This window comes from Saccharopolyspora taberi (assembly GCF_039534165.1).
Taxonomy (GTDB): Bacteria; Actinomycetota; Actinomycetes; order Mycobacteriales; family Pseudonocardiaceae; genus Saccharopolyspora_D; species Saccharopolyspora_D taberi.
Map to the genome: position 1 here is coordinate 428,078 of NZ_BAAAUX010000016.1, position 11,675 is coordinate 439,752.

Consider the following 11,675-nt stretch of genomic DNA (forward strand, 5'->3'; position numbering starts at 1 on the left):
CTGAACCGGACATCTGCCGTTGTGCAGGTTGACCAATCCCGGGCCATCACACCGGTACTCGCACGATCGAAGGAAGGTCGCACCTAGTGCTCGTCCTCGGATTTCCCGCCGGGCCGTTGCAGGCGAACTGCTACGTGCTCGCGCGCGGTGACGGACAGCCCTGCGTCGTCGTCGACCCCGGGCAGGAGGCGTCCGAGCCGCTGCGCGCCCAGCTGCGCGAGCACGGGCTGACCCCTGCCGCGGTGCTGCTCACCCACGGGCACTTCGACCACGTCTTCTCCGCCGGAGAGGTGTGCCGGGCCTACGACGTCCCGGCCTGGATCCACCCCGACGACCGGTTCATGCTCGCCGACCCCGGCGCCGCGCTCGGCCCCGCGGGCCGCCAGCTGTTCGGCGACGTGGCGATGGCCGAGCCCGCCGACGTGCGCGAGATCGCCGACGGCGAGCGGCTGGAGCTGGCCGGGATCACCTTCGAGGTCACGCACACCCCGGGCCATACCGGCGGGTCGGTGCTGTTCGGCACCGCCACCGACGAAGGCGGTCGGCTGGTGCTCTCCGGCGACACCCTGTTCGCCGGTTCGATCGGACGGACCGACCTGCCCGGCGGCGACCACGAGCGGATGCTGCACAGCCTGCGCACCAAGGTGCTCCCGCTCGCCGACGACACCGCCGTGCTGCCGGGCCACGGACCAACGACCACCATCGAGCGGGAACGCGCGAGCAACCCCTTCCTGCAGGACCTGCCCGCACCCGTTCCCCCGCGCGACTAGGACTGCGAACCAGAACCGATGAGCACTTTCAGCGCCCCCAAGGGCATTCCCGAATACCTCCCGCCGGAGTCGGCGAGCTTCCTCGCGGTGCGCGAGACGCTGGCCGACGCCGCCCGCCGCGCGGGCTACGGCTACGTCGAGCTCCCGCTGTTCGAGGACACCACGCTGTTCGCGCGCGGTGTCGGCGAGTCGACCGACGTGGTCAGCAAGGAGATGTACACCTTCGCCGACCGCGGCGGCCGGTCGGTGACGCTGCGGCCGGAGGGCACCGCGGGCGTGACCAGGTCGGTCATCGAGAACGGCCTCGACCGCGGCCAGCTGCCGGTGAAGCTGTACTACAGCGGCGCGTTCTTCCGCTACGAGCGCCCGCAGGCGGGCCGCTACCGGCAGCTCCAGCAGCTGGGCGTGGAGGCCATCGGGGTCGACGACCCGGCGCTGGACGCCGAGGTGATCGCGATCGCCGACGAGGGCTACAAGCGCCTCGGCCTGACCGGCTACCGCATCGAGCTGACCTCGCTGGGCGACGACTCCTGCCGTCCGGCCTACCGCGCGAAGCTCCAGGAGTTCCTGCGCGGCCTGCCGCTGGACGAGGAGACCCGGCGCCGCGCGGAGCTCAACCCGCTGCGCGTGCTCGACGACAAGCGGCCCGAGGTCCGCGACCTGCTGGCCGAAGCGCCGCTGATGGTCGACCACCTCTCGGCCGAGGCCAAGGAGCACTACGAGCAGGTCAAGGGCCACCTCGCCGACTTGGGCGTGGAGTTCGCCGAGAACCCGCGGCTGGTGCGCGGGCTCGACTACTACACCAAGACGACCTTCGAGTTCGTCCACGACGGCCTCGGCGCGCAGTCGGGCATCGGCGGCGGTGGCCGCTACGACGGCCTGATGGCCGAGCTGGGCGGGCAGGAGCTGTCCGGGGTCGGGTTCGGCCTCGGCGTCGACCGCACGCTGCTGGCCTGCCAGGCCGAGGGGCTGACCGTCGGCGAGCAGGCCCGCTGCGACGTCTACTGCGTGCCGCTGGGCGAGGTGGCCAAGCGCAGGCTGGTCACCGTCGCCGGTGAGCTGCGGCGGGCGGGCGTCCGCGTGGACCTCGCCTACGGCGGCAAGGGCCTCAAGGGCGCGATGAAGGGCGCCGACCGCTCGGGCGCCCGGTTCGCCCTGGTCCTGGGCGAGCGCGACCTGGAGTCCGGTGCCGCGCAGCTCAAGGACCTCGGCAGCGGCGAGCAGCGGCCGGTGCCGCTGGAGTCGGCTGTGGACACGATCCGGGAGGCGCTGCGACCGTGACCGACGCCGAGCCGGTGCCGCTGGACCTGCTGGACCGCGCCACGCTGCGCAAGCGCTCCCGCAACGTGGCCTTCGCGGCGCTGGTGGTGGCCGCCGCGCTCGGCGGTGTCGTGGGGCTGATCGCGGGGCCGCAGGGCTTCGCGATCACCGCCGCGATCGTCGCGGTCCCGTTGCTGCTGCTGGCGTGGTCGGAGTCCCGCAAGACGTGCTGGCTCACCGGGACCCGCGTCTCGGTGCGCGCCATCGGTACCCGCGCGGTCGAGCTGAAGGAGGCGACCCGGCTCGACGTGATCGTCACCGACACCCGCGGCATGCGGACGGTGAGCCTGCTGGTCGCGGGCCCGCCGAAGGGCAAGGCGATCAGCATCGCGCTGGCGATGTACGCGGGCACCGGAGGCCGGGAGCTCGGCGTGTACCCGCTGCGCAGGCTGGCCGACGCGCTGGCGGGCACCGGCTACGCGCACGCGCTTGTGCTCTCCGAGCTGGTGGTCGCGCAGCTAAGGTCCGAGGCCAGGGGAGACGCCGCGGCCGACCGGCCGCTGTACCGGCTGGCGTCGCTCGCCCCGCAGGGCAGGCTGGCGCAGCGGTTGCACCCCGATGCCGTCGCCAAGTTCGTGACCGCGCTGGGCTGAGCGTCAGTCCGCCTCGCCGCGGTGCGGCAGCCCGCCGGGCCTGCGGCGCCGGGTGGGCGTGCCCGCGCTGATCGCCGCGCCGCGGCTGACCTGGTCGGCGGCGTTGGCGCTGCCGTTGCCGACCGGCTCGCGGATCGCCACCGCTGCCGCGATCGCCGTGGTGATCGGAACGGCGGCGACCAGCCCGATGCTGCCCACGAGCGTGCGGACCACTTCCTGGGCGACGGCCTGCGAGCTGACGATCTCGCCGAACGTGCGTCCGGACAGCGCGTAGGCCAGCAGCAGCGGCAGCGCCGCACCCGCGTACGCGAGGACGAGCGTGTTCACCGCCGAGGAGACGTGGTCGCGGCCGATCCGCAGGCCGGCCGAGTAGAGCCGTCGCCAGGACATGCCCGGGTCGGCTTTGCGCAGCTCCCACACGGCGCTGGTCTGGGTGACCGTGACGTCGTCGAGCACCCCCAGGGCGCCGATGACGATTCCGGCCAGCAGCAGACCGCGGGCGTCGATGGGGACGCCCAGCACGCCGATCAGGCCGGCCGTGTTCTCGTCGAGCCCGGTGAGCTGCGTGAACGCGGAGAACACGGCGCTGAGGACGCCGATCAGCGCGAGGCTCAGCAGCGTGCCGAGCACGGCCGTGGACGTTCGCGCGGAGAATCCGTGGGTCAGGTACAGGACCACGAACATGATCAGTCCGGAGCCCACGATCGCGACGAGCAGCGGATCGCGTCCGGCCAGGATCGCGGGTAGCACGAACGCCACCAGGACCACCAAGCTCAGCCCGAGCGCGACCAGCGCCGCCAGGCCCTGCCAGCGGCCCAGCACCAGCACCGCGGCGGCGAACAGCAGCGCGAGCAGGCCGAGCGAGCCGCTGCGCTGGAAGTCGACCACCTGGTAGGAGCTCTCGCTCTCGGGGCTCGCGCCCGCGTAGGAGAGCACGACGTCGTCGCCGACGGCGAACCTCGGGGTTCCGGGGTCGGTCGGCATGACCTGCTCGATGACCTGGTCCGGTCGGGGTCCGTCGTGCATGCGGACCTTGAGGTGCACGCAGCCCGGATCGCCGGGGGCGGCGCCTTCGGTGCAGGGACCGGCCTCGGCGGCGATCACCTCGCCGTTGACCGGGTACTGGCCGAAGCCGAGGTCGGCGCCGGTGCGCTGCTGGTGCCCGAAGGGGTACAGCAGCAGGACGCCGATGATCGCGGCGAGCGCGAAGGGCACCAGCGCGATCGCGAGTACGCGCTTGACCTGCCGGGACGCCGGATCAGCCGGGCCGTGGCCATGACCGTGGCCGTGGCCGTGGTTCGGCTCGCGCTGCCGACGGCGCGGGGGCGGTTCCCCGCCTTCGGGGGAGTGCGCGGGATGGGGGCCGTCGGTCATCCGCCAATCGTATGGGGGCGCCGATCGGCTGTCGCTCGGAGAGGTGATCCGGGGGCGGTGCGCTCGACTTGATCTCGAAACTGTGTTCGAATCGAATCATGCGATGGGAACAGCAGCGGGTGTCGCCGCCCGCCGAAGCAGGTGTGACGCGGGAGCTGCCGCTGGCGCTGCCCGAGCGTCCGGCCGCCGGTGGCCGGGCGGGGCTGCGGCTGCCGGACCCGGTCCCGATCGAAGCGGGCACCGACGACGCCTTCGCGATCGAGATCCACGCGAAGTCGATCCTCAACCGGGTCCCATCCGCCTCGCGGGTGCCGATGGAGTGGACGATCAACCCGTACCGCGGTTGCGGCCACGCCTGCCGGTACTGCTTCGCCCGCAACACGCACACGTATCTGGATCTCGACGCGGGCCACGACTTCGACAGCAAGATCGTGGTCAAGGTGAACGCGGCGGCCCTGCTGCGGCGCGAGCTGGCCAGTCCGAGCTGGACGGGCGCGCCGATCGCGATGGGGACCAACACCGACCCGTACCAGCGGGCGGAGGGCCGCTACCGGATCATGCGCGAGATCCTGGCCGTGCTGCGAGATCACGCCAACCCGTTCTCGATCCTGACCAAGGGCACGCTGATCCTGCGCGACCTGGACCTGATCCTGGCCGCGGCCGAGGTCACCCGGGTCTCGGTGGCGGTATCGGTGGGGTCGGTCGACGAGCGGCTGTGGCGGGACGTCGAGCCGGGCGCGCCGTCACCGCTGCGCAGGCTGGACGTGGTGCGCCGGTTCGCCGACGCGGGGCTTGGCTGCTCGGTGCTGATGGCGCCGATCCTGCCGGGGCTCAGCGACTCGCCGGAGCAGATCGACCGGACCGTGGCCGCGATCCTGGAGGCGGGTGCGGCGAACCTGACCCCGCTGGTCCTGCACCTCCGACCAGGGGCGCGCGAGTGGTATCACCGGTGGCTGAGCCGGGAGCATCCGCGACTGCTGCCGCTGTACGAGCGGCTGTACCGCAACGGGGCTTACGCGCCGAGGTCGTACCAGTCCTATGTGGTCGATCTGGTGGAGGCGGCGAAACGGCGGCACGGCGGGAGCCGGGCGCCGGAGCGGAACTTCCGGGAGGTGTCGGAGGCTCCCGCGCGCGAGGCGCGAGCCGATCAGCTGAGCCTGTTGTGATGCTTTCGCCCAACCCTCGGCCTGGCTGTCCGTGACCGTCGCTGTCCGGCCGTTGCCGGGTTCGAGTGAGTAGCCGTTCGGCGGCCTTCGCTACACGTGATCACGTGATGCGATGACGCACTTGCCGTTGGCATTGTTCGCACGCACGTGTCCGTGAACCACCAAGAGGATGGCGACGGAGGTCGAGTACATGGGCGGAGTGTCACGGCGGACCCTGCTCGCGGGGGCTGCCTCGCTGAGCGGATCGGCACTCGTCGCGGGAGCCGCGACCGGTGCCGCCCAGGCAGCGCCGACCGGTCCCGCGCGGTCCGGGGCCGCCGAGCCTGCGCCGGTCGTGGTCGAGGGCGACATCCGCTATCCCGCGCTGACCAGGGGGCAGAACCAGCGGTTCGCGAGCAGGCCCGAGTCGATCCACCTGCCGGGCACCACCGACCAGGCCGTCGGCGCCGTCCAGGACGCGGTCCGCGCGGGCAAGCGGATCAGCGTGCGCGGCGGTGGGCACTGCTACGAGGACTTCGTGGACCACCCCGAGGTCCAGGCGATCGTCGACCTGTCGCGGATGGCAGACATCGGTTACGACGCCGGGATGGGCGCCTTCTACGCGGGCGGCGGGGCCCGCCTGGGCGATGTGTACTCGACCCTGTTCAAGGGCTGGGGCGTGACGCTGCCCGGTGGCTCGTGCCCGTCGGTCGGCGTCGGCGGCCACGTCCCGGGCGGTGGTTACGGCAACCTCAGCAGGCGGCACGGCCTGATCGTCGACCACCTGCACGCCGTCGAAGTCGTCGTCGTGGACGCGGAGGGCACCGCCCGCGCCGTGATCGCCACCCGCGATCCGGCCGACCCGAACCACGACCTGTGGTGGGCGCACACCGGTGGCGGCGGAGGCAGCTTCGGCGTCGTGACCCGCTACTTCTTCCGCACGCCCGGTGCCACGGGCGAGCCGTCGCGGCTGCTGCCCGCCCCGCCGTCGACGCTGTTCGTGGCGTGGCTGCGATGGCCGTGGGACAAGCTCGACGAGCGCAGCTTCTCCCGTCTGGTGCGCAACTACGGCACCTGGTGCGAGGAGAACAGCGCGCCGGACTCGCCGTACCGCGGCCTCATGGCCCGGCTGGATCCGGAGGCGCGCGCCGCCGGGCAGGTGCTGCTGTCGGTCCAGATGGACACCTCGGTCCCGGGCGCCGGAAAGCTGCTCGACGACTTCATCGCGGCGATCAACGACGGCGTCGGCGTCGACGTGGAGTTCTACCAGGAGAAGCACGAGCTCCCGTTCGAGCAGGGCACCGGCTGGCCCGGCTTCGCGGGCGGCAACCCGACCGAGCGGTACAAGTACAAGTCGAGCTACCACCGCAAGGGCCTGACCGACGACCAGATCGGCGCGTTGTACCGGGTGTTGGCCGAGACCGACTACGACCACCCGGGCTACGTCCTGACGATCGCCACCCACGGCTGCCAGGTCAACGCGGTCGCACCGGACGCGACGGCCCAGCCGCACCGCGACAGCGTGCTCAAGCTGCTGTGGGGCACGACGTGGGCGAACCCGAGCGAGGACGCCAAGCACATCGACTACCACCGCAACGTCTACCGGTCCGTTTACGCAGGCACCGGTGGAGTCTCGGTCCCCAACGACGTCACCGACGGCTGCTTCATCAACTACGCCGACGGCGACCTGGCCGACCCGGAGTGGAACTCCTCCGGCGTGCCCTGGCACGAGCTGTACTTCAAGGGGAACTACCCGAGGTTGCAGCAGGCCAAGGCCGCCTACGACCCGCAGGACATCTTCCGCCACGCCCAGTCGATCCGGTTACCGGGACAGCAGTGACGATCCCGGCCGTCGCCACGGCGACGGCCCGCCCGTCGCGGACGCCACTCCGGCGCCCGCGACGGGTGCCGGTGGGCGAGCGACGGGCGCCGGTGGCGCGGTGGGCGTCAGCGGGCGCGGTGGGGGCCGGTGGCGACGGACTCCGATGGGCGCGTGGTCTCGGTGGCTGCGTGGCTCGGTGCCCGCGATGGACTCCGGTGCCTGCGACGGGCGTCGGTGGCTGCGTGGCTCGGTGCCCGCGACGGACGCCGGTAGCTGCGTGGTCTCGGTAGCTGCGACGGCCGCTGGCCGCCGCATGGTGCCGGCGGCGGCTCCGGCGGGAGCGTCCGGTCCGGTAGCCACGCGATCTTGTTCGTGGCCTCGCCGAGAGCACCGGCGGGTCGCCGCCTCCGCCAGGAGCACCGGCGCCTGCTGCGGCGGTTTGAGCGGTGCTGCGGCCACCGGGAGCACTCGGCGGGCTCAGCTGCGTTCCCAGTGATCGCGAAGCTTCCAGGGTGGCCGCTGATTTCCCGCTCGGAATAATCGCGGATTTCGGCCGTTCTCCCGCGCCCCAATCGAGAAAACGATTTCTTCACTTCTCGTCCAGAAGGCCGTTGTTTCTGCCGGGCAAATCCGGGCCGATCTCGTTCGGATCTCAACGAAACGGCCCGGAAAACCCGGGCCGTCGTTACGGTGCGTGCTCGACTGAATAAGCTGAACGGATCAACGTCCATTCGTCCGGGTTGCGGCAGCGGTCGGTCCGGATGCCGCCAGGTCCGGGTCCCACCGGACGCCGAAGACGCCCATGCCGAAGTCGAGGGCGACCGCGTGGGTCCGGCCGTAGCGGTCGACGGTCAGCGGCTTCGGCGGCTCGACCTCCTGCGAGGTGGAGTCGCCCACGTAGCTCTCGCACCGCACCGGCGGGCGCGCCGGGTCGAACTGCAGCTCGATGACGTACTGCCGCACCGGGAGCCGGAAGAGCCTGCAGAACGTGTGGTCGTCCTCGTTGAGGCCGGTCGGCGGCTCGATGATCTCGTACTCGATCAGCGTGGTCTCGCCGCGCGCCAGGGCGCGGTCGAACAGCAGCTCGGCGACCACCATGTCGCGGGCGTGGTCGGTGAGCACCTGGCCGAGCCGGCAGGACCGGATCGGCCGGATGATCGGCGGCGTCTCGCTGGACGAGGCCCCGTCGAACATGATGATCCACCGGTCGGCGCCGTTGCACTCGGCGCGGATGAGCTTGCGGGTGCGGATCTTGCGCAGCTTGCCCTGGTCGTCGATGTGCACCACGTCGTGGTGGCTGAGCCGGGTGAGCTTGCTGTCGTGGCTGGTGTCGATCCTGGTCAGCAGCTCGACCGCGGACTCGTTGTCGGCCCACAGCGCGCTCAGCGGCGGCGCGTCGCTGGACGCCTGGCGGGTGCGGCCGCGCGGGCGGGGTGGTCCCAGCAGCGCGGACAGCGAACCTTCCGGTACGCCGAGGACGCTTTCGAGCTGCTGGAGGGCCAGCAGCGAATCGGGCCGTTCGGGCCTGCGGCGACCGGACTGCCAGTAGCTCAGGGCGGTGATGCTGACCGGGGTGCCCCGGGCGCGCAGCCGGTGCTGGATTCGCTCCAGGCTCAACCTGCTGCAGCGGATCGCCGTGCGCAGGGCGGCTTCGAACGGCCCGGTGCGCAGGAGCTCGGCGAGTTCGGCCGAGATGGTGCTCTCGCGCTCGGCGCGGACGACGGTGGATGCTGTCGAACGCGGCTCGGTTTTCGGACCGGTCATCGTTACTCCTCGTGTCCGCCGAATTCCGCACTAAACCTAATGAGTGGATCAACGATGTGCAACGACTGAGTACCGGATTGGTCCTAGTACTTAAGGCGGTGGGGGACCCGACTTAAGGATGGTTTCGGTCCGGTGATCACTCGAACCGGCACTCGGCTGATCACTGATAACGGCTGCGATGACCCGAATTCTGGACCGGCCGCCGCCAAATTGGTATCGACCATTTGCCGGGTCCGCGGCGTCCGCATCGCGGACAACGTCCACTGTGGCCGGACGGTGCCGGCGGGCGCTCGGCCGCGGCGACGCGGAGGTCGCGCAGGGCAACCGGGCGTGGAGTCCGGCGGCCGTGCGGTGAGAACGCGGCCCCCATGGGACTGCGGCCCCCACGAGACCGTGGCCACCCACAGGACTGCGGCCGCCCACGGGACTGGGGCCGCCGACAGGACTGCGGCCAGTCGGGGACTGGGGCCGCCCACGGGACTGCCGCCAGCCACCGGACTGGGGCCAGCCACGGGACTGCGGCCAGTTGGGGCTGGCGCCACCCACGGGACCGTGGCCAGCCGTGAGACTGGGACCATCTCGGGACGTCGGCCACGTCGCGGGACTGTGGCCAGTCGCGAGATTGCGGCCACTGCGGGGCTCTGGCCCTGCCGCGAGACTGTGGCCAGTCGCGACACGGTGGCCACCTCGGGACCGGCCACGTCGTGGGGCCGCAATCCTCATCGTCGACCCGCCCGAAGCCCCTGCGCCGACCTGCCGACCGCAGCCCCGCGTCGACCCCGCCGCCGGCCCGCCGACCCCGCCGCCGCCCGCCCGCCAACCCCGCTGCCGACCGCGGCCTCCGGAACGAAACCTGCTCGACAGCCCCGCCCGCCGGTTGGCTAGCCTTGACATCTCACGTCCTCGCCGCCGTCCGCAGGCCGCCACGCCGCCGCGGGCACCGGCGCCGGGGCGCTGACCAGATCCCGCGCCGTCCATGAAGAGGAGCTCAGTACCCGTGATGCGCACGCACGAGGCCGGATCGCTTCGCGCCGGTCATGCCGGGCAGTCCGTCACCTTGGCCGGGTGGGTGGCGCGCCGCCGCGATCACGGTGGAGTGATCTTCATCGATCTCCGCGACGCCTCCGGCGTGGCCCAGGTCGTCTTCCGCGAGGGCGAGATGGCCGAGCGCGCCCACCGGCTGCGCTCCGAGTTCTGCCTGCGCATCACCGGCGAGGTCGTGCGCAGGCCGGAGGGCAACGAGAACCCCGAGATCGGCACCGGCGAGATCGAGGTGACCGCCACCGAACTGGAGGTCCTCTCCGAGTCCGCCCCGCTGCCGTTCCCGCTCGACGAGCACCTGGAGGTCGGCGAGGAGGTCCGGCTCCGGCACCGCTACCTGGACCTGCGCCGCCCCGGCCCGGCCCGGGCCATGCGGATGCGCAGCGAGATCAGCCGCATCGCCCGCGAGGTCCTGCACGGCCGCGACTTCGTCGAGGTCGAGACCCCGACGATGACCCGCTCCACCCCCGAGGGCGCCCGCGACTTCCTGATCCCGGCCCGCCTCCAGCCCGGCAACTGGTACGCGCTGCCGCAGTCGCCGCAGCTGTTCAAGCAGCTGCTGATGGTCGGCGGCCTGGAGCGCTACTTCCAGATCGCCCGCTGCTACCGGGACGAGGACTTCCGCGCCGACCGCCAGCCCGAGTTCACCCAGCTCGACATCGAGATGAGCTTCGTCGACCAGGACGACGTCATCGAGCTCGGCGAGGAGATCATCGGCCAGCTGTGGAAGCGGCTCGCCGACCACGAGATCCCGCGCCCGATCCCGCGGATGACCTACGCCGACGCGATGGCCCGCTACGGCACCGACAAGCCGGACCTGCGCTTCGGCCTCGAGCTCACCGAGATGACCGAGTACTTCGCCGACACCCCGTTCCGGGTGTTCAAGGCCCCGTACGTCGGCGCGGTCGTGATGCCCGGCGGTGCGAGCCAGCCCCGCCGCCAGCTCGACGCCTGGCAGGAGTGGGCCAAGCAGCGCGGGCACAAGGGCCTGGCCTACGTGCTGGTCGGCGAGGACGGCGAGCTGTCCGGCCCGGTCGCCAAGAACCTGTCCGAGGCCGAGCGCGAGGGCCTGGCCAAGGCCGTCGGCGCCGCCCCCGGCGACTGCGTCTTCTTCGCCGCGGGCGAGCCCGGCCCGGCCCGCGGCCTGCTGGGCGCGGCGCGGCTGGAGATCGGCGAGCGCTGCGGCCTGATCGACCACGACGCCTGGGCGTTCGTGTGGATCGTCGACGCCCCGATGTTCGAGCTGGTCGACCAGAGCGACGACGTCGCGGTGGGCTCCGGCCGCTGGACCGCGGTGCACCACCCGTTCACCTCGCCCAACGCCGACTGGGTCGACAACTTCGAGTCCGACCCGGGCAACGCGCTGGCCTGGGCCTACGACATGGTCTGCAACGGCAACGAGATCGGCGGCGGCTCGATCCGTATCCACCGCTCCGACGTGCAGCAGCGGGTGTTCGAGATCCTGGGCATCTCCGAGGAGCAGGCGCAGGACAAGTTCGGCTTCCTGCTGGAGGCGTTCAAGTACGGCCCGCCGCCGCACGGCGGCATCGCCTACGGCTGGGACCGGATCACCATGCTGCTGGCCGGTGCCGACTCGCTGCGCGACGTCATCGCCTTCCCCAAGAGCGGCGGCGGCTTCGACCCGCTGACCGGCGCCCCCTCGCCGATCACGGTCGAGCAGCGCAAGGAGGCCGGGGTCGACGCCAAGCCCGCTTCGCAGGTCGGCGGCGAGAGCATCTCGGTCTTCCCGCCCGGGGTGGTCGAGAAGCAGGGCTGAGGTTTTCCGGTCCGCGGGCCCGTGCGATCACCGATCGCGCGGGCCCGCCGTGCATTAGCGTCCGGTAGC

8 protein-coding genes are annotated in these 11,675 nt (G+C 71.9%); 6 read left to right on the forward strand and 2 right to left on the reverse strand.

Features of this window, described 5'->3' with window-relative positions; genetic code table 11:
* Positions 1-86 precede the first annotated feature (86 nt).
* Genes ABD691_RS20870 through ABD691_RS20880 form a run of 3 tightly spaced genes read left to right on the forward strand, consistent with a single transcriptional unit; the run spans position 87 to position 2,683 of the window.
* Complete coding sequence (locus ABD691_RS20870; RefSeq protein WP_344682188.1) at positions 87-770, forward strand: MBL fold metallo-hydrolase; 684 nt, start codon at positions 87-89, stop codon at positions 768-770.
* Between the two features lie 18 nt (positions 771-788).
* Positions 789-2,051, forward strand: a complete 1,263-nt coding sequence (hisS, locus tag ABD691_RS20875; RefSeq protein WP_344682189.1) for a histidine--tRNA ligase — start codon at positions 789-791, stop codon at positions 2,049-2,051.
* Positions 2,048-2,683: a hypothetical protein gene (locus ABD691_RS20880; RefSeq protein WP_344682191.1), complete on the forward strand. Its 636-nt coding sequence runs from the start codon at positions 2,048-2,050 to the stop codon at positions 2,681-2,683. The genes hisS and ABD691_RS20880 overlap by 4 nt, the downstream gene beginning before the upstream one ends.
* A 3-nt stretch (positions 2,684-2,686) precedes the next feature.
* Here the strand turns inward: ABD691_RS20880 and ABD691_RS20885 are convergent, their stop codons facing one another.
* Positions 2,687-4,057, reverse strand: coding sequence for a YibE/F family protein (locus ABD691_RS20885; protein ID WP_344682192.1), 1,371 nt, complete (start codon positions 4,055-4,057; stop codon positions 2,687-2,689).
* Between the two features lie 98 nt (positions 4,058-4,155).
* On the opposite strand from ABD691_RS20885, the gene ABD691_RS20890 reads away from it, so the two are divergent.
* Both ABD691_RS20890 and ABD691_RS20895 read left to right on the forward strand, forming a co-directional pair.
* The gene (locus ABD691_RS20890) at positions 4,156-5,223 is read left to right on the forward strand and encodes an Rv2578c family radical SAM protein (RefSeq protein ID WP_344682194.1); all 1,068 of its coding nucleotides are present in this window, start codon (positions 4,156-4,158) and stop codon (positions 5,221-5,223) included.
* 169 nt (positions 5,224-5,392) lie between these two features.
* Positions 5,393-7,042 carry an FAD-binding oxidoreductase gene (locus tag ABD691_RS20895; protein ID WP_344682196.1) on the forward strand — a complete coding sequence of 550 codons (1,650 nt, stop codon included), beginning with the start codon at positions 5,393-5,395 and terminating at the stop codon, positions 7,040-7,042.
* 702 nt (positions 7,043-7,744) lie between these two features.
* On the opposite strand, the gene ABD691_RS20900 is transcribed toward ABD691_RS20895, so the two are convergent.
* Complete coding sequence (locus ABD691_RS20900; RefSeq protein ID WP_344682198.1) at positions 7,745-8,788, reverse strand: hypothetical protein; 1,044 nt, start codon at positions 8,786-8,788, stop codon at positions 7,745-7,747.
* A gap of 997 nt (positions 8,789-9,785) precedes the next feature.
* Between ABD691_RS20900 and aspS the strand changes: the two genes are divergently transcribed.
* Complete coding sequence (gene aspS / locus ABD691_RS20905; protein WP_344682200.1) at positions 9,786-11,606, forward strand: aspartate--tRNA ligase; 1,821 nt, start codon at positions 9,786-9,788, stop codon at positions 11,604-11,606.
* Positions 11,607-11,675: the final 69 nt, after the last annotated feature.

Excerpts from the sequence above, each read along its gene's own strand:
- hisS (WP_344682189.1), top strand. The coding sequence starts at position 789 with ATGAGCACTTTCAGCGCCCCCAAGGGCATTCCCGAATACCTCCCGCCG.
- ABD691_RS20885 (WP_344682192.1), bottom strand. The coding sequence starts at position 4,057 with ATGACCGACGGCCCCCATCCCGCGCACTCCCCCGAAGGCGGGGAACCG.
- ABD691_RS20890 (WP_344682194.1), top strand. The coding sequence starts at position 4,156 with ATGCGATGGGAACAGCAGCGGGTGTCGCCGCCCGCCGAAGCAGGTGTG.
- ABD691_RS20895 (WP_344682196.1), top strand. The coding sequence starts at position 5,393 with ATGGCGACGGAGGTCGAGTACATGGGCGGAGTGTCACGGCGGACCCTG.
- ABD691_RS20900 (WP_344682198.1), bottom strand. The coding sequence starts at position 8,788 with ATGACCGGTCCGAAAACCGAGCCGCGTTCGACAGCATCCACCGTCGTC.